Genomic DNA, 18,547 nt, shown 5'->3' with positions numbered 1-18,547 from the left:
TGTTTCACGTGAAACATCTAGGCAAGCGGATTCTTCTTTGCCATGCCATTTGCACGAGGTAATGAAACAGATGCTGGATGACTCTTCTTAAGAACAATGAACTCCCTGTGGCCCAAGCCCTCAGGCAAATCGATTGCGTCATTCAGAAGCGAAGTGAAGCCGCAAATCTTAGCTGCTGACATGCCGGAAGCAAGCTCCTCAGCCGAAGGATTGCCCTTGGTGATAACAAATAGACCTCCATCCTTGAGGAACGGAGCCGCATACTCAACAAGAATCGGTAGAGGGGCCAGTGCGCGGGCGGTTACGACAGAGAACTGCTTCTTATGGCTTCGAGCATATTCTTCAAGACGATCATGAACCGCATGAGCATGTTTTAATCCAAGAGCATGGACAAAGGAATTGACAGCATCAACCTTCTTGCCAACAGAGTCAATATAAGTAGCTTTACGATGCGTGGCTAGCGTTAACGGAATACCAGGGAAGCCCGCACCTGTACCCATATCGAGTAAAGCTCCCTCAGGAGCCTTATTGATATAGGGGAGCAAAACAAGTGAGTCGAGGATATGAAGTACGGCAGCATCTTCTACGTTAAGAATACGGGTGAGATTGGTTGTCTTATTTGTTTCCAGAACCAAATCCAAATGATGAATACATTTCCTCAGCTCAACATCAGTTACGCTCAAGGAATACTCTTTGCAATAGGAAGTTAGGCGACTCAACATCTCGTCAGCCTGCTGATCAGTAAGTACTAACAACGAAAGCTCCTTTCTGACAAAAATCAGTGTATCGAGAACTTTTGACAAAAAAAGGGGACGTGGAAACCACGTCCCCTTAGCATAAGCTCGAGTAGATTATCGAGCAACAATCACCACATGGCGATCAGGGTCAGAACCCTCAGAATGAGTATCGACGGCATCATTACCACGAAGTGCAATGTGAACCAGTCGGCGCTCATAGGCATTCATGGGCGGAAGCGAAACACTCTTATGAGTGCGGATGGCACGCTCAGCAGCAGACTGAGCCATGGAGGCAACCTTGTCCTGACGACGGCTCTTGTATCCCTCGACGTCCACTACAACCGGATACCTAAAGCCAAGCTTGCGGCTCACCAGCAAAGAGAACATAACCTGAAGGGCATCAAGGGTGCGACCATGACGGCCAATGAGAACGGCAAGATCGGGAGCCGTTACATCCAAAATCAGCTCACCCTCGTCACCCTCATACTCATCGATAGGAGAGTTGGCGGCATCGAAGTGCGAAAGGATGGAACGCAGGATGGAAATCGCAACATCGGCAATGGTGTCGAGCTCCTCATCGGTCAGCTCTTCACCAGCCTTGTAGCGCTGTGCAATCTCGGGATAATCGCCCGCGACCTGCGGGGCAACCTCCTCAAGCATATCCTCGATGATCTCTTCAGACATAACGTACTCCAAAAGTTAGGTACCTAAATAAGATTGATATCCCGCTACTTCTTCTTGTGCGGGCGCGGCTTCTTCTCGCGACGAGTGACCTCAACCTGCAGCGGCGCGTTCTTAAGACGCTCCTCCTCATCGGCCTTCGCCTTGTCGATGACCTTCTGCGTCACAAAAATCTGCTGGATAACCTGCCAAGCAGACGAGACGTCGTAGTACAGCAGAACACCAACGGGAAGGCTCCAGCCCATCCAAAGCATCATGACCGTCATGACAACGGCCATCATACGCATGCTCTGAGCCTGCTGGCCGGTCTGGTTGCGCGACATATAGAGCTGCGGAATCAGGGTCAGAACGGCGAACAGGATCAGGCAGACCAGCGCAGGCAGTGCAACCATAAAGCCATCGGCAAAGGAAGCGCTCGGCGTGGTGGTCAGATCGGGCAGGATGTTGAAGAACGAGAACGTGCCCTCGTTAAAGTACTGCGGCAGGTTACGCAGCAGCGTAAACAGGGCAAACAGGATAGGCATCTGAATCAGGAGCGGTAGGCAGCCGGACAGCGGATTAAACTTGTTCTCGCTGTAGAACTTCTGCATCTCCTCGGCCTGACGCTGAGGATCGTCGGCATAGCGCTCCTGGATCTCGAGCATCTTGGGCTGCAGCACCTGCATGCGAGCCGTCGACTTGGTCGACTTGAGCATGAGCGGCGTCAGCAGCAGACGGATGATGACCACCAGGATGATGATGGACAGGCCCCAGTCGACCGCAAAGGTCTGGATGAGCTTGAGCAGCTCGAAAAGGATGTTAACGATCCAATCCCACATGTAAGTTTTCCTCCGATAGCGAGTGCCCGCTAGGGCACAGGGTCATAACCGCCGACGTGCAGGGGATTGCAGCGAGCGATGCGCCTCACGGCAAGCCAGCAGCCTCTCAAAACACCGTACTTCTCAATCGCCTGGACGGCGTATTGCGAGCACGTTGGGTAATAAATGCAGGCGTCAGGCAATAAGGGCGAAATAACCTGTTGATATATGCGAATAGGAGCGATGGCAACACGTCGCAAAACGTGATTGCTCATCGCTCCTCCCCGGCAACGCCGGCGCGTTTCATAAGCGAACGCAACGCCTTGTCCATCTCCTGCGGCGAGGAAACCCTCGTCTTGGGAGTTGCGAACAAGATGATGTCATAACCCGCAACGGGAAATCCACAGCTGCGGGCGGCCTCGCGCATCACACGCTTAGAACGGTTGCGCACGACAGCACAACCGAGCCGTTTAGCACCAACGAAGGCGACCCTTCCGGAGTCGCCTTCGCCAACCGATTCACATATGGTCATTCGAATCAGAGGGTGATTGAAACGACGCCCCTGACTGAACACATGCTCGAAATCTTGCCGAGACTTAATAGTCTTCATGCGAGATGTGTGTATCGCTGCTAGACAGTGAGACGCTTGCGGCCCTTGGCGCGACGACGGGCGAGCACGGCACGACCACCCTTAGTGGCCATACGGGCACGGAAGCCATGGGTCTTGGCACGCTTACGCTTATTAGGCTGATACGTACGCTTCATCTTAAGTTCCTCCTGCTGCATTTCGAGTGTCCGCGGGGGCGCGGACGCAGATATAGACACGTGAGCTTGAAGATTGTAGGGAAATCAATGTTCAAATGTCAAGAAATCAAAGGTAAAAGGTTGCGCAGTTCACACGGTTCCCCCATAAGCCAAGCTCGATTTAGCGGTGCATGGCAACTTTTCATGATATTTCATCGAGTTTTCAACAGGTCATGTTGGCAATGTTGATAACTTTTCGTCCGTTTTCCAAAGTTTTCAACAGGTTTTGAAAAGTTGTCGAAAGATGAGAAACATTGCACAGTGAGCTACTATTTGTTCGAAACCTTTTGAAAGATTGCGAGCGGCATGTCTGACGACTTTTACACCATGGTCGATTCCGGAGACCCGGCACCCGACAACGAGCACATCACCGGCGTGCGCGAAGAGCGTGAGGAAGGCGAGCAGACGACCACGCAGGCGCCAAAAGCCATGTACGCCGCGCGCATCGCCGTCTACGACGATATGCTGTCGACACCGCGTGTGATCGTCATTGATCCGCAAGATGTCCGCACGTATTTGGAAGAGACGACCAACACCGTCTACCAGTGCATGAAAGAACAAGGTGGCCATATCTCGCTCATGGTCATCCGCGAGATTGTCGAAAACTTTATCCACGCGCACTTTGCCGAGCCCATCATCTCGATTCTGGACGGCGGAGACACCATCCGCTTTGCTGATCAAGGACCAGGCATCGACGACAAGGAGCGCGCTTTCGACTTTGGCGTTACCAGCGCAAACAGCAAGATGAAGCGCTATATCCGTGGAACCGGAGCGGGGTTTCCCATGGTGCAGGAGTATTTGGAAAACGCCGGCGGTGCCGTATCCATCGAGGACAACATGGGCAACGGCACCGTGGTTACGGTAAGCCTGAACCCTAAACGCGTGCAGGAAATCGAGCGTGCCGGCGGACGCGGCGCTGCCGTGCGGCCCGAGACGGAACAGCCCACATATCCCCTGCCGGGAGCTTTTGCGCAGCAGCCCATGGCAACGCAGCAGATGCAGCCCCACGTGGGACAGATGCAGCAGCCCGGAATGCTACCTACACAAGAGCCCCGGGCGGCATCGATGTCGATGCCGCCAAACACGCCAGAGGTCATGCCGCTGGCGGATCAGGATGCAGCAGCAATGCAGCAGGCGACGGGGGCACCGGGTGGCCAACAAATGGGCTATCAGCCGTACCAACAGGGATATCCATATCAGCAGATGCCGCCACTGGGGTACGGCCAACCGTTCCCGCAGCAGTACCAGCAGGGATATCAGCAGCCGTACCAGCAGATGCCGCAGCAGCAGTACAACCCCTGGGCCCAGCAGATGCCTCCGCAGCCTTACCAACAGTGGCCTCAAAGTTTTCAACAGCAAATGCCGCCGATGCAGAGTTCTCAACAACCAGCAGCTCAAATGATGTATCCTAATGCATCAAATCAGTATGCACAGCCACAACCGGACGTGTTCGTAAGCGATCGCGGCAACGCCGCGCTGGGCTATCTGGCGCAAAATCAAGCGTGCGGTGCAACCGATCTGGCGAGGGCGTTTGGAAACTCGGCCCCCACTTGGTCACGCACGCTCAATGACTTGGCGCAGGCCGGCTTGGTCATCAAGCATGGCCAGAAATACCACCTGACCGAACTCGGCGCCGCTCGCGTGCGAGCTCAGAGCTAAAGAACGGGAGAGACAGTGGACGAGGAAGCAAGCATCATCCTGGGGGATGCCATCGCCTTTTGCCAGCGCGACGGCCAAGATGCACGCCTCATCAACATGCTGGGGCAATCGCGCGCCATAAGCCTGACCGAAGATACGCTCACGATCGAGGCCCCCTCGCGCTTTGCCATCGCGCAGCTCAAAAAGCATCAGCCGACTATTGAGGCCTATCTGGAAGAAATCGCCTTTGCACCGATTGCTCTCGACATCGTGGCACCGCAAGGCGCCGCAGCGGAATCCGCTGCCACGACGGCGCCCGCCACGGCTCCCGCCGCTTCCCCGGCGATGCCGGCCTCCGCAGGCGACGTACCGACGATCGAGCACCAGCACAGCGATGTTTCCCGTGAAACCATGGCACCGTTGCCGACCGCGGCGACGACGTCAACGAACGTACCCGTCACGCACATGCCCATCGCTCACGACGCAGCGGCGGGCGCTGATTCGGGCATTGCAATCAAGAACACGCTCTCGGCCGATGATTTTCGTCGCATGATGAACCAGATGAATGGCGGAGCGCCGACTAAACCCACGCAAGCTGCGCCCCCCACTTCACCCATGCCTGCACCGACCGTGCCGGCCGAGCAGAATACGGATGGAGCCCCGCTCGCCGCGAACTCAAAATTTACCTTTGAGAACTTTGTCTACGGCCCCGAGAACAGCCATGCCTATCGCTCGGCACTCAAGTTTGCCGCCCTCGCTGACGAGCGCGGCACGTGCACATCACTGTTCATCTACGGCAAATCGGGCCTGGGCAAGACGCACCTGCTACTTGCCATCAAAAACGAGCTCGCCGAGAAGTCGCCCGAGATCAAGGTCAAGTATGCCAACTCCCAGGCATATCTGGACGACCTGATGACCGAGTTCGACCGCCAAAAGAAGAGCAACGCCCCCATCATGCAGGCGTACCACGGCGTGGACGTGCTCATCATCGATGACATCCAAAACATCATCGGCAAGCGCGCGAGCGTGGACTACTTTTTCCAGCTCATGGACGAGTTCATCCGCAACGACAAGAAGGTCGTCATCGCGGCAGACCGCGCCCCCAAGGACCTGAGCATGGACGAGCGTCTGACCAGCCGCTTCAACGCCGGCATGCTCTGCCTGGTCGCAGAGCCCAGCTACGAGATGAAATACAAGATCTTGCAGCGCTATTACGAAAACACCATCGTCGCCGCTCCCGAGGCAGGCGACGACTCGCTGCTGGCGGCCTATGGGGGCGACGGCGGACACCTGACCGACGAGCACTTTAAACACATGGCCGAGGTCTCGGGCACCAACATCCGCGAACTCGAGAGCTTTTGCGAGCGCTGCGCCGGCGAGGCGGGCGACCGCGAGCGCGAGGGCGGAGAGCTCACCTTTGACGATATCGACGCCATCGCCGGCCAGTACTTCGACACATCGGCCAAAAAGATCAACGTGCAAACGGTTCAGTCCGTCATTGAAGAGCAGTACGGCGTGACGCACGAGGAGCTCATCGGCCCGCGACGCAACGCCAATATCGCCAAGGCACGCCACATTGCCATCTATCTGGCCATCGAGATGTGCGAGATGACGACCACGGCGGTGGGCGCCGAATTTGGCAACCGCAACCACTCGACCGTCAGCACGAGCTACAAAAAGGTCCAGAAGATGATCCAGGAAGACCGCACCGTCACCGAAGACCTCAAATCGTTGCGCGATAAAATTACACTGCGCTCGTAGGGAAATAGAGACACCTGTTGAAAACTTGTCGAAACCACGGGCATAAGGTGTCTAAAACCCAGACCGCGGTGATGAAAAGTTTTGCGCAGGTTTTGAACGTGGAAAACCACCCCTGTTGCACACAGGTTGCTGTCGATTCTCTTTCTGGGTCTGACCTGCGTCTTTGGGAGTAATCAACAGTTTCGTCAGTGCTATTACTATTATTAAGATATTTATATCTATAGAAAGGTATTAAAAGATGAAGTTCACCGTCAGCCAGAGCTCGCTTACACAAGCCATCGGCGTCGTTATGAAGGGTGTCGCTTCGGCATCCACCCTTCCCATCCTGTCGGGCGTGCTCGTCAAGGCGCAAGACGGCATCTTGGAATTCCAGACCTCTAACTACACCATCTCGATCCGTCATCGCATTGCGGCGCATGTCGAAGAAGAGGGCGAGATGGTCATCCCCTGTAAGATGCTCTCCAATATCACCAAGACCCTCCCCGATGCCCCGGTCACCTTTGAGCTGTCCGAGCGCCAGGTGTTGATTAGTTGCGAGAAGAGCTCATTCCGCCTGAACACGCTCGATGCCAATGACTTCCCCGAGTTTCCGGCCTATGCCATCGAGAGTGCCGTGGAGCTGCCGACCGATATCTTGTCCGAAATGGTCGGCCGCGTGTGGCGCGTCACCTCGACCGACAAGGCCCGCCCCATCCTGGGCGGCGTGCACATGAAGGTCGAGAACAACACCGTGCGCCTGGTGGCGACCGATTCCTTCCGCTTGGCCGTGTGCGATACGCAGGTCGAGACCTCGACCCTCGAGGGCTCCTTTGAGCTTAACGTTCCGGCCGACGCCTTTAACGACGCGCTGAACATCATGGCCAGCCAGGCGACCATCATGATCGGGGCTACCGACACCCAGGTCGTCTTTGAGGCCGGCAACACCACCTACGTGTCGCGCCGCATCGAGGGCGTGTACCCCAACTACAAGCAGCTCATCCCCGATTCGTGCGTGACGAGCGTCAAGATCGACGTCGCCGCCTTTAACGCCGCCCTCAAGCGCGTGGCCGTTATCGCGAGCGCCAACCCCGCCGTCAAGTTCGAGATCGATGTCGAGAACGGGCAGATGGGTCTGTCCTCCATTTCCAATGACCAGGACCTTGCGCAGGAGACAATCGATGTCGAGGCCGAGGGCGAGTCGGGCACCATCGCCTTCAACTACCACTACATCTTCGGGTGCCTCAATGCCCTGTCCAAGGAGAAGGAGATCACGCTGGAGCTCAAGAGCTACTCGCAGGCGGGCATCTTCAAGTCCTACGACAAGATCAACTACCTGTACCTGGTCATGCCGGTCCGCATCTAGCGCTGCGCCATGACCATGTTCGCCCGCGATCTTTCCGTCGCGCACTACCGCAGCTTCGATAGTTATCGCCTTGCCCTGGACGAGGGCGTGACGATACTTGCGGGACCCAACGCGGCGGGAAAGACCAATCTCATAGAGGCGCTGCAGCTGCTGACGAGCGGCGCCTCGTTTAGGCATCCGACCGCAGCCGAGCTCGTCCATGACGGCGTGGGCTCGTGCAAGGCCGAGCTGAGGCTCGAGGGCGACGGCCGCGTGCTTGATATGGGATTGAGCGCGGAGGACGGTAAACGCTCGTTTAGCCGCAACGGCAAGAGATGCTCCGCCGCCGGTGTGCGCGGGGTTCTGCCGAGCGTGCTGTTTTGCCCCGACCATCTGGACATGGTTAAGCGAGGCGCCAGTGTGCGCCGCGCCGCCCTCGATGAGTTTGGCATGCAACTGAGCGCACGCTATGCCGATCTTGCGAGCACCTATGGGCGCTGCGTGACTCAGCGTAACGCCTTGCTCAAGGAGACCTGGTGCTGCCGCGAGATGCTCGGCGCGTGGAACGATTCGATTGCCCGCGCGGGCTCGGCCCTGCTCGTGCACCGGTTGGCCCTGCTCGACCGGCTGGCGGGCCATGTGCGCACTGCCTACGGGCAAGTGGCGTCCGGCGAGGCTGCCAACGTGGCCTATGCGTCTACGCTGGGGGATTTGCCCCAGGTCGAGGATCGCGAAGAGCTGAAGGGCTGGGCGTACGAGCGCATGCTGGCCGCGCTTGACGAGCACGCCGACGAGGAAATTCGCCGCGGCGTGACGTTGGTGGGACCGCATCGCGATGAGATTGAGTTTACCGTGGCGGGTCGTTCCGCTCGTTCGTTTGCCAGCCAAGGTCAGCAGCGAACGTTGGTGCTGGCCTGGAAGGTGGCGGAGGTGGCCGTGGCTCGCGATGTCCTGGGCACCGCCCCACTGCTGCTTTTAGACGACGTGATGAGCGAGCTCGACGGCGAGCGTCGCGGCGCTTTTCTGCGGCTGATCGGCGATGATATCCAGGCGGTCATAACCACGACCAACCTGGGGTACTTTACCGATGACCTGCTTGATCGAGCCAAGGTGGTGAGCATGGGTGAGACGTGCTAATTACGAGCGCGAGAGCGAAACGGTTGCCTTCAGTGGATTTTTGAACGCAGAGCGCCAGCGCATCCTGGCGGCCGCGACACCTGAGCGCCGCGCGCAGATGGAGGCTGCCGAGGAGTCGCGCGCGGTCTATCGCGCGTGGAACGCGGTGTGCTCGGGCACGCGCGAGGGGCGGCATGTGACGGGTCTGCGCTACCTGCCCGAGTCCAATGAGCTGCTGGTATATCTCGATTCGCCCTCGTGGACGCAGGAAATGACGCTGTTGCGCGAGATCATCCGTGCGCGCATGGAGCGCGCCGGTGCGCATGTGGACGGCCTGGTGTTCAAAACCACCGCGCCCGGTCACACGCCGCCCGCCGCCAAGGAGCGCCTGCGCCCGGCGACGACCGAGCGCCCGTCGGCCCCGCACACCGACCTAAGTGAGGCCGAGCGCACCGAGATTGAGCGCCAAGTGGCGCCCATCGAAGACCAAAAACTGCGCGAGGCCCTCGAGAATGCCATGAGAGCCAGTGCCGAGTGGGCCAAGGGCGTGCAAAGCAAAAAAGAGCCTTAAATCGCATCTGGTGGCCTTGTAGAGCCAAATACCCTCGTTCCCGAGGGTATTTTTTTACGATAAACTAGTAAGGCTGTACACATTTTCTTGACTGAAGGAGGACGTGTGGCAAACGAAAACGATTACGATGGCGGCGAGATTAAGATTCTCGAAGGTCTCGAGGCCGTTCGTAAGCGCCCGGGCATGTATATCGGCTCGACGAGCGCCAGCGGTCTGCATCACCTGGTGTGGGAGATCGTTGACAACTCCGTCGACGAGGCCATGGCCGGTTTCTGCACCGAGATCCAGGTGACGGTCCACGCCGACAACTCCATCACGGTCGTCGACAACGGGCGCGGCATCCCCGTCGACGAGCACCCTGTTAAAAAGATCCCGACGCTCGAGGTCGTCATGACGATCTTGCACGCCGGCGGTAAGTTCGATAACTCGGCCTATAAGGTTTCGGGCGGCCTGCACGGCGTTGGTATCTCCGTCGTCAACGCACTGTCCAAGCGCGTGGTCGTTCAGGTTCGTCGCGACGGCAACACCTACGAGATGGAGTTCTCGCGCGGCAAGACCGTCAAGAAGATGGAGGTCGTGGGCACCTCGGATTCGACGGGCACCACCGTCACCTTCTGGCCCGACGACGAGATCTTCGAGACATGCATCTACGATTTCGATACGCTGCACAACCGTCTGCAGGAGACGGCGTTCCTCAATAAGAACCTCAAAATCGTGCTGACCGACGAGCGCGAGGCGACTCCCCATGTGGAGGAGTTTTGCTACGAGGGCGGCATCATCGACTTCGTCAAGTTCCTCAACGAGGGCAAGGACGTCCCCGAGGCCTTTAAGGAGCCCATCTACATCGAGGGCAAATCGGACCCGGACGCGCCTGTGACCAAGATGGGCGAGGTTGAGGTTTCCCTGCAGTGGAATAGCGGTTACGGCGAGAACGTCATGTCGTTTGCCAACGACATCTACACCCCCGAGGGCGGCATGCACCTTGAGGGCTTCCGCACCGCGCTCACCCGTGTGATCAACGACTACGCGCGCAAACAGAACCTGCTCAAGGAAAAAGACGCCAACCTGACCGGCGACGATGTGCGCGAGGGCCTTTCGGCCGTTATTTCGGTCAAGCTGCCCGACCCGCAATTTGAGGGCCAGACCAAGGCCAAGCTCGGCAGCTCCTATATGCGCGCGCTGACGCTCAAGATCGTGACCGACGGCCTCGCCGATTACCTCGAGGAGCATCCCAAGCCCGCTCGCGAGATCGTCAAGAAGGCCCAGCAGGCATGCAAGGCCCGCAACGCCGCCCGCAAGGCGCGCGAAGCGACCCGTCGCAAGAGCCTGCTCGAGACGGCGTCCCTGCCCGGTAAGCTCGCCGACTGCTCGGTGCGCGATGCCGAGCTGACCGAGCTCTTCATCGTAGAGGGTGACTCGGCAGGCGGTTCAGCCAAGGACGGCCGTCGCCGAGACATCCAGGCGATTCTGCCCCTGCGCGGCAAGATTTTGAACGTCGAACGCGTTGGTGACCATCGCGCGTTCTCGAGTGACACCATCCAGTCATTGATTACCGCGATCGGCTGCGGCGTCACGACGAGTGCCGGCGACGGCGGCGACTTCGATATCACCAAGGCGCGCTACCACAAGATCATCATCATGACCGATGCAGACGTCGACGGCGCGCATATCCGCATTCTGCTGCTGACGTTCTTCTACAAGTACATGCGTCCGCTGATCGATGCCGGCTACGTCTATGTTGCCTGCCCGCCCATCTTTGGCATCAAGGTGCGCAACAAGATCCACTACGTGTATCCCAACGGCCGCCAGCCCGAAGACGAGATCCTGCGCGACACCATCCAGAGCCTGGGCCTGAACCCCGACGATAACGACGAGGATGGCAAGGCCAAGGACGGCAAGATCACCAAAAAGCGCAAGGGCTATACCGTCCAGCGCTACAAGGGCCTGGGCGAGATGGACCCCAAGCAGCTTGCCTCGACGACGATGGACCCCAAGACCCGCATCCTACAGCGTGTGTCGATCGAGGACGCCGTGGTGGCGGACCGTGCCGTGCGCGAGCTGATGGGTTCCGAGGTCGGCTATCGCCGCGAGTACATTGAAAAACATGCGCATGACGCGCGTTTCCTTGACGCTTAAGAGGAGGTAACGTGGCAGACGATATCAATAATAACGGGGGTATGGACGAGGCCGGCGATGCCGGCATGCCCGACGATCTGAAGCGCCTCCTCGCCCGTGCTGAGCAGGGCGAGGACGGCGACCCGGACGCCTATAACCCCGATGCCGATGATGATGAGGAAGAGGACGACGACGGCGAGCTCGAGGAGAGCTTTGGCGAAGTCGATCGCGGCGCCTCGGCCGGCGAGGATATCAATGGCGGCCAGCTCCAGATTTCGGAGTTCGGTCGCGAGATGAAGCAGTCGTTTATCGAGTATTCGATGTCGGTTATCACGGCGCGCGCCCTGCCGGACGTGCGCGACGGCTTAAAGCCGGTGCACCGCCGCATTCTGTACGCGATGAACGAGAGCGGCATCTACCCTAACCGCCCGCACAAGAAGTCGGCCTGGACGGTCGGCGAAGTTATCGGTAAGTACCACCCGCATGGTGACTCTGCGGTCTACGAGGCCATGGTCCGCCTGGCACAGTGGTTCTCCATGCGCACGCCGCTCATCGATGGTCATGGCAACTTCGGCAACATCGACGGCGACGGCGCGGCAGCCATGCGTTACACCGAGAGTCGCCTGGCCAAGCCCGCCATGGAACTGCTGCGTGACTTGCAGAAGGATACCGTCGACTGGCAGCCCAACTACGACGAATCGCTCGCCGAGCCCGTGGCGCTGCCTGCGCGCTTCCCCAACCTGCTGGTCAACGGCAGCCAGGGCATCGCCGTCGGCATGGCCACCAACATCGCCCCGCATAACCTCACCGAGGCGATTGAGGCTACCTGCTACCTGATCGACAACCCCGACGCCACCGTCGACGAGCTCATGCAGATCATGCCCGGTCCGGACTTCCCCACCGGCGCCATCATCATGGGCAGCGCCGGCATTAAGCAGAGCTACGAGACCGGCCGCGGCTCCATTACCGTGCGTGCCAAGGCGCATGTGGAGTCCACCAAGACCGGCCGCAGCCGCCTGGTCTTTACCGAGATTCCCTACATGGTCAACAAGGGCACCCTGCAGGAGAAGATCGCCCAGCTCGTCAACGACAAGCGCATCGAGGGCATCTCGGATATGCGCGATGAGTCCAACCAGAAGGGTATCCGCCTGGTCATCGAGCTCAAGAAGGGCGTCATTCCGCAGGTCGTGCTCAACAATCTGTATAAGTACACCTCGCTGCAGACGACCTTTGGCGCCAACAACCTGGCACTCGTCAACGGCGTTCCCAAATGCCTGAGCCTGCGCGAGATGCTGCAGCACTACATTGACCACCAGGTCGACGTGGTCACCCGCCGTACCCGCTTCGACCTTAAGAAGGCCCAGGCCCGCGCGCATATCCTTGAGGGCTACTTGATGGCTCTCGACCATATCGACGAGGTCATTAGCATCATCCGCTCCTCGCAGACCGACTCCGAGGCCAGCAGCCGCTTGATCGAGCGCTTTGGCTTTACGCCCGAGCAGACCACGGCCATCCTCGAGATGAAGCTGCGTCGCCTGACCGGCCTGGAGCGCGACAAGATTCAGGAAGAGCTGGACGGCCTGCGCCGCGCCATCGCCTACTACGAGGACCTGCTGGCGCATGAGGAGAAGATCCTGGGCGTCATCAAGGAAGAGATGCGCGAGATCTCCAAGAAGTTCGGCGACAAGCGCCGCACCGAGATCAGCCAGGTTGAGAAGGACCTGGATGTCGAGGACCTCATCGCCGACGAGGATATGGTCGTGACTATCACCCACACCGGCTATGTCAAGCGCATTCCGGTGGCCGCCTACCGTGCCCAGAAGCGCGGCGGCAAGGGCGTGTCGGGCGTCAACCTCAAAGAGGACGACGTTATTGATGAGATGTTCATCGCGTCCACGCACGAGTACGTGCTGTTCTTCTCGAGCAAGGGCAAGGTCTATCGCCTGAAGGTGCACGAGCTGCCGGTGGGTACGCGCCAGGCGCGCGGTACCGCGATCGTCAACCTGCTGCCCTTCGAGGAGGGCGAGAAGATCGCGAGCGTCATCAGCTGCCGCGAGTTCCCGGCCGACGAGTACCTGATGTTTGCCACCAAGAGCGGCATGGTCAAGAAGACCGTGATGAGTGCATACGACCGCAGCCGTCGCGACGGCCTGATCGCTATCAACCTGCGTGACGACGACGCGCTGCTGAACGTGCGCCGCGTGCGCGAGGGCGACAAGATTATCCTAGCCACCACCGCGGGCAAGGCGATCATGTTCTCCGAGGAGCAGGTGCGCGCTACCGGCCGCGACACCAGCGGCGTTCGCGGTATCGGCATGAAGGACGGCGTGAGCGTTCTGGGCATGGAAGTCACTAACGGCAACGGCGATCTGTTCGTCATCACCGAGCGCGGCTACGGCAAGCGCACGCCGGTTGCGGACTACCCGGAGCAGAATCGCGGCGGCCAGGGCGTCTACACCATCCAAATGACCGAGCGTAAGGGTAACCTCGCGGCCATGAAGACGGTGGGCCCGCAGCACGAGCTGTTCATCGTGACGGAGGGCGCGACGGTCATTCGCGTCAAGACCGATGAGATCAGCCAGACTGGCCGCGCCACCCAGGGCGTCAAGATGATGACCGTCGACGACAACGACCGCATATGCGCCGTGGCCCGCATGACAGCCGCCAAAGAGAAGCCCGAAGGTGAAACCACGGAAAACGGCTCTGCCCCCGAAGAAACCCCTGTCGATCTAGGCGACGGCAACGACATGCCAGAAGATCTCCTAGACGAGTAAGAGGCCCTAGCTGGTAAAAATTATCAGACCCCATATATCGGCGGTCGGCGCACTGCGCGTCGACCGCTTTTTTGAAAACCTTGGGACTCGCGTTCGCGCCGGCCGCCCGGCGGCATGTGAAGTCGATCGCGAGTTCCGCACGAGCCAGAGAGCACTTAATGTGCTCTCCGTGCGAGCCAGGACTGTCCGAGCAGGCGACTTCATGTGCCGCCATGCGGCCGGGGCGAACCCCTCCCAAAGATTTTCAAAAAAGTTGTTGACGTGCGCGTAACGACTCGTCTAATATATCCCTTGCGCGATGGACCTGTAGCTCAGTTGGTTAGAGCGTCCGGCTGATAACCGGGAGGTCACAAGTTCGAATCTTGTCAGGTCCACCACTTTCTTTCGCAATAAACACCCCAGCGAGAGCCGAGTCGCCGCTGGGGTGTTTATTACTGTCTCCGTGGGGGTTTAGCTCAGCTGGGAGAGCGCGGGCTTTGCAAGCCTGAGGTCAGGGGTTCGATCCCCCTAACCTCCACCATGATGGACCTGTAGCTCAGTTGGTTAGAGCGTCCGGCTGATAACCGGGAGGTCACAAGTTCGAATCTTGTCAGGTCCACCATCAAAACTGTGAAGAGCCCTGGGGCGTTGCCTCGGGGCTTTTTTCTTGTCTGCGATAAATCTCATTTTGGTTTTGTGTGCCGTGCGAAAGATTGGGTAGTATAGCTATTCAATGCGGCGGTGCCGCCGCGTGTTAACCGCTACGTACCGGAGGTGTTCCATGGTTCGTGTCGACATAGAGACCATCGTCATGGCCGCCGGTCCCGTGCCATCGCTTATCGTGCTTCGCGAGCGCTGCAGCAAATCGGACTCGCCCGCGCCACTGCGTTCCCTTTCCATTCAGACTGGTTCGTTTGAGGCTGCTGCCATTAGCCGCGGCATCGATAGCGGCCGCGCCGAGCGCCCGATTACCCATGACCTGTTGCTCGATACTGTTGGCGCCCTGGGCGCCAAGCTCGAGCGCATCGAGATCGTTCGCGCCGAGCCGCCGGTGTTCTACGCGACGATCGTCGTACTGGCCGATGGTGACGAGCGCAAGATCGACGCCCGCCCCAGTGATGCCATTGCCCTTGCCGTGCGCAGCAATGCCCCCATGTTTGTGGAGGACGACATCATGAATCGCCTGGGCACCGTTTCTGCCCATGCCGAGGAAGTCGACGACGAGCAGGAGTTCGAGAAGTTCGACGAGTTCGTCCATACGCTCTCCCCCGATGACTTCTAAATGCTCGACAAACACGCGACGGAGTGCGCTCTCATGAGCGCCGGAGTTTCTGCCGAGGCGGCTGCGATCGCCCGCGAGGCCCAGATGCGCTCGGAGGCTTCTGAGGCGGCTCGCATTGCCTATGTGACGCAGGCCCGCACGCTTCGCGAGCGCCGCGGCTCGTTTATCAAGATGGTTGTCGTCTCCGCCCTTGTCGCGGCAATCTGCTCGCGCCTTCGTGGTACAGTTGGTGCGCTTGGGTTTTCGATCTCTACGGGCTTGGTGATCTGGGGCGTGGTCGATGCGGTAATGCTGACAAACCAGATCAAGGTGCTCGACAAGCGCGCGGCGGACATGATGCGCGCCCGCGACGCTGCCGCCAAGATTGCCGCCGAGGCACAAGAACTGTAATGACACCAGACTCGATGGGAAGGTCTAAAGATGGCACAGGATATGCAGGACGCCGGTAACGTCTCCGCCGAGCTCGACGCCATGGTGTGTGACCTGATTGGTGCGTTCTTGGACGACCTTGCCGCCGGCGAGAATCCGGGCGTAGTTGTGGCGATCGAGGACGTTGCTTCCAACCGATATCTGGCCGCGCTCGACGAGGACGGCGAAGAGGCGTGCCTGGAGGCGGCCACCAACTTTATCTCCGAGCACAAGATGGGTCTTAAGGACGAGGGCCTGGGCCGTATCGCCCGATATGCCATCGGCTACACCGGCTGCGTCGAGATTGACGGCGGCTATCACGACGCTCTGCTCGTGAGCTTCTTCGAAACCACGCTCGAGAGCGGTTTTTCGGCATATGTGCTGTATGAGGGCATGGGCGCCGGCGATGGTTTTATGTGGAGCGACCCTGAACCTGCAGGTGAGGAAACCCCTCTCATCTAAAATCGCTAAAATAAACGAGTTTTCGGTAAAAGGCTCAATATTCCCGCCGAGCGTTGCATTGCTGGGTGGGTCGCATACGCGTGCCGGTTGTATATGGATAGAAGATAGGGGAACTACATGCGCGTAGACAATCTGAGGAACATCGCCATCATCGCCCACGTCGACCACGGCAAGACGACGATGGTCGACAAGCTCCTGCGTGCCACGGACGCTTTCCGTGCCAACCAGCAGGTCGAGGACCGCGTCCTGGACTCTAACGACCAGGAGCGCGAACGCGGCATTACGATTCTCGCCAAGAACATCTCTATCGAGTACAAGGACGTTAAGATCAACGTCATCGACACCCCGGGCCACGCCGACTTTGGCGGCGAGGTCGAGCGCGTGCTGCGTATGGCCGACGGCGCCCTGCTGCTGGTCGACGCTTTTGAGGGCCCCATGCCCCAGACCCGCTTCGTCCTGCGTCACGCTATCGACACCGGCCTCAAGATCATGATCGTCATCAACAAGATCGATCGTCCGGGCGCCAACCCCGAGAAGGCCTACAACGACTGCCTGGACCTCATGGCCGACCTGGGCGCCACCGACGACCAGCTTGAGTTCGCCATGGAGCATGTGGTCTACGCTAGCGCCATGAATGGCTTTGCCCGCCTTGACCCCAACGACGGCAACATGGACATGTATCCGCTGCTCGATATGATCATCGACGACATGCCCGCGCCCGAGGTCGACGAGAACGTCCCGCTGGCCATGCAGTGCGTGACCATCGACCATTCCAACTTCGTTGGCCGTATCGGCATCGGTCGCGTGTATTCCGGCGCCATCCATCAGGGCGACCAGATTCTGGTTGTGAAGAACGACGGCTCCAGCGCCACCGCTACCGTCAAGCAGCTCTTTACCTTCGACTACCTGGGCCGCACCGAGTGCCAGGAAGTCGGCGCCGGTGACATCGCCGCCGTCGTGGGCATCGACCGCACCGATATCGGCGATGTCTACACCGATCCCGAGAACCCCGTCGAGCTCGAGCCCATCGAGATTGACCCGCCGACCCTGTCCATCGTCTTTGAGGCTTCGACCTCCCCGCTCGTCGGCCGCGATGGCGACATCGTGGGCGCCCGTCAGCTCAAGGAGCGCCTGTTCAACGAGGCCGAGAACAACGTGACCATGAAGATCGAGGAGCTCGAGGACAAGAGCGGCGTCGAGGTCTCGGGTCGCGGCATTCTGCACCTGTCCGTTCTGATGGAGTCCATGCGCCGCGAGGGCTTTGAGTTCCAGGTCGGCCGCCCCCGCGTTCTGTTTAAGAAGGACGAGAACGGCAACAAGATGGAGCCTGTCGAGCAGGCCGTCGTCGAGTGCCCGGACGAGTACTCGGGCAAGGTCGTTGAGGTCTTCGGTACCTCCGGCGGCATCATGACGAGCATGGATACCTCGGGCATCGTGACGCACCTCGAGTTTAAGATCCCGACCCGCGGCATCATGGGTCTTAAGAACCGCATCATGAATGTCACCCACGGCGAGTGCGTGTTCTACCACACCTTCTTGGAGTACGGCCCCTACGCCGGCGAGATCGGCAACCGCCAGAACGGCGCCATGATTTCCATGACCACCGAGAAGGCCGTTGCCTATGCTCTGGGTACGCTGCAGGAGCGCGGCCAGCTGTTTGTTGAGCCGGGCACCGAGTGCTACGAGGGCATGATCGTGGGCGAGCGCAGCAAGGCCGGCGACATGGTCGTCAACATCGCGCGTACCAAGAACCTGGGCAACCAGCGTTCCTCGACCTCCGATATCTCCGTCCAGCTGGTGCCGCCCCGCACCTTCTCGCTGGAGGAGGCGCTGGAGTACATCGCCGACGACGAGCTGGTAGAGATCACTCCCAAGAACATCCGCCTGCGCAAGCGTCTGCTCAACGCCACCGACCGCAAGAAGGCCGCCGTCCGCGCCGGTCAGGTCAACAAATAAGCACTGGGCTTTATAGCGACTAACAATAAAGGGCGTCGACCGCGATGGTCGGCGCCCTTTTTGGTGCAGGGGGTGTTCCTATAGTTTTGTCAACGGTTTTCTCCGTTGAGCTACCTAGATTCTCTCCATGCTGGCGCCAGCCCAT

The 18,547-nt window shown here is 59.2% G+C and carries 17 protein-coding genes and 3 tRNA genes; 14 read left to right on the top strand and 6 right to left on the bottom strand.

Annotated features, from left to right (window positions below):
• Window positions 1-17: 17 nt before the first annotated feature.
• From rsmG to rpmH, 6 genes are all read right to left on the bottom strand, one after another.
• Window positions 18-683, bottom strand: coding sequence for a 16S rRNA (guanine(527)-N(7))-methyltransferase RsmG (rsmG, locus tag PMX70_RS08880; RefSeq protein WP_271743389.1), 666 nt, complete (start codon window positions 681-683; stop codon window positions 18-20).
• Between the two features lie 168 nt (window positions 684-851).
• Window positions 852-1,421 (bottom strand): Jag family protein, encoded by a 570-nt coding sequence (locus tag PMX70_RS08875; protein ID WP_022093802.1) that lies wholly within the window; start codon window positions 1,419-1,421, stop codon window positions 852-854.
• Window positions 1,422-1,465: 44 nt separating this feature from the next.
• Window positions 1,466-2,236 (bottom strand): YidC/Oxa1 family membrane protein insertase, encoded by a 771-nt coding sequence (locus PMX70_RS08870; RefSeq protein ID WP_124786671.1) that lies wholly within the window; start codon window positions 2,234-2,236, stop codon window positions 1,466-1,468.
• 29 nt (window positions 2,237-2,265) lie between these two features.
• Window positions 2,266-2,490 carry a membrane protein insertion efficiency factor YidD gene (gene yidD / locus PMX70_RS08865; RefSeq protein WP_022093804.1) on the bottom strand — a complete coding sequence of 75 codons (225 nt, stop codon included), beginning with the start codon at window positions 2,488-2,490 and terminating at the stop codon, window positions 2,266-2,268.
• Complete coding sequence (gene rnpA / locus PMX70_RS08860) at window positions 2,487-2,825, bottom strand: ribonuclease P protein component (protein WP_006236191.1); 339 nt, start codon at window positions 2,823-2,825, stop codon at window positions 2,487-2,489. The genes yidD and rnpA overlap by 4 nt, the downstream gene beginning before the upstream one ends.
• 20 nt (window positions 2,826-2,845) lie before the next feature.
• A complete protein-coding gene (gene rpmH, locus PMX70_RS08855) occupies window positions 2,846-2,980 on the bottom strand; it encodes a 50S ribosomal protein L34 (RefSeq protein ID WP_019127408.1) in 135 nt (44 codons plus the stop codon).
• Window positions 2,981-3,325: 345 nt separating this feature from the next.
• On the opposite strand from rpmH, the gene PMX70_RS08850 reads away from it, so the two are divergent.
• The 14 genes from PMX70_RS08850 (at window position 3,326) to typA (ending at window position 18,402) form a co-directional block, all read left to right on the top strand.
• The gene (locus PMX70_RS08850; protein WP_271743388.1) at window positions 3,326-4,678 is read left to right on the top strand and encodes an ATP-binding protein; all 1,353 of its coding nucleotides are present in this window, start codon (window positions 3,326-3,328) and stop codon (window positions 4,676-4,678) included.
• 15 nt (window positions 4,679-4,693) lie between these two features.
• Window positions 4,694-6,418, top strand: coding sequence for a DnaA ATPase domain-containing protein (locus PMX70_RS08845; RefSeq protein ID WP_334203836.1), 1,725 nt, complete (start codon window positions 4,694-4,696; stop codon window positions 6,416-6,418).
• Between the two features lie 238 nt (window positions 6,419-6,656).
• The gene (gene dnaN, locus PMX70_RS08840) at window positions 6,657-7,760 is read left to right on the top strand and encodes a DNA polymerase III subunit beta (protein ID WP_006236186.1); all 1,104 of its coding nucleotides are present in this window, start codon (window positions 6,657-6,659) and stop codon (window positions 7,758-7,760) included.
• A gap of 9 nt (window positions 7,761-7,769) precedes the next feature.
• Entirely contained in the window at window positions 7,770-8,876 is a 1,107-nt protein-coding gene (gene recF / locus PMX70_RS08835; protein ID WP_271740448.1) for a DNA replication/repair protein RecF, read from the top strand.
• The gene (locus PMX70_RS08830; RefSeq protein WP_271740447.1) at window positions 8,863-9,426 is read left to right on the top strand and encodes a DciA family protein; all 564 of its coding nucleotides are present in this window, start codon (window positions 8,863-8,865) and stop codon (window positions 9,424-9,426) included. Before recF ends, PMX70_RS08830 begins: the two co-directional genes overlap by 14 nt.
• 105 nt (window positions 9,427-9,531) lie before the next feature.
• The gene (gene gyrB, locus PMX70_RS08825) at window positions 9,532-11,562 is read left to right on the top strand and encodes a DNA topoisomerase (ATP-hydrolyzing) subunit B (RefSeq protein WP_055310298.1); all 2,031 of its coding nucleotides are present in this window, start codon (window positions 9,532-9,534) and stop codon (window positions 11,560-11,562) included.
• A 41-nt stretch (window positions 11,563-11,603) separates the two neighbouring features.
• On the top strand, window positions 11,604-14,315 hold the full coding sequence (gene gyrA, locus PMX70_RS08820) for a DNA gyrase subunit A (protein WP_271740460.1): 2,712 nt from the start codon (window positions 11,604-11,606) through the stop codon (window positions 14,313-14,315).
• A 300-nt stretch (window positions 14,316-14,615) separates the two neighbouring features.
• A tRNA-Ile gene (locus tag PMX70_RS08815) sits at window positions 14,616-14,692 on the top strand.
• A 67-nt stretch (window positions 14,693-14,759) separates the two neighbouring features.
• A tRNA-Ala gene (locus PMX70_RS08810) sits at window positions 14,760-14,835 on the top strand.
• A 4-nt stretch (window positions 14,836-14,839) separates the two neighbouring features.
• Window positions 14,840-14,916, top strand: a tRNA-Ile gene (locus tag PMX70_RS08805).
• A gap of 159 nt (window positions 14,917-15,075) precedes the next feature.
• Entirely contained in the window at window positions 15,076-15,576 is a 501-nt protein-coding gene (locus tag PMX70_RS08800) for a bifunctional nuclease family protein (RefSeq protein ID WP_271740446.1), read from the top strand.
• A gap of 33 nt (window positions 15,577-15,609) precedes the next feature.
• Entirely contained in the window at window positions 15,610-15,966 is a 357-nt protein-coding gene (locus tag PMX70_RS08795; RefSeq protein ID WP_271740445.1) for a hypothetical protein, read from the top strand.
• A gap of 30 nt (window positions 15,967-15,996) precedes the next feature.
• Complete coding sequence (locus PMX70_RS08790; RefSeq protein WP_271740444.1) at window positions 15,997-16,446, top strand: hypothetical protein; 450 nt, start codon at window positions 15,997-15,999, stop codon at window positions 16,444-16,446.
• A gap of 117 nt (window positions 16,447-16,563) precedes the next feature.
• Window positions 16,564-18,402 carry a translational GTPase TypA gene (gene typA / locus PMX70_RS08785; protein WP_271740443.1) on the top strand — a complete coding sequence of 613 codons (1,839 nt, stop codon included), beginning with the start codon at window positions 16,564-16,566 and terminating at the stop codon, window positions 18,400-18,402.
• The last annotated feature ends 145 nt before the right edge of the window (window positions 18,403-18,547 follow it).

Source organism: Collinsella aerofaciens, from assembly GCF_028206795.1.
Lineage (GTDB): Bacteria > Actinomycetota > Coriobacteriia > Coriobacteriales > Coriobacteriaceae > Collinsella > Collinsella aerofaciens_AX.
This window is presented reverse-complemented; position numbering and strand designations above follow the sequence as displayed.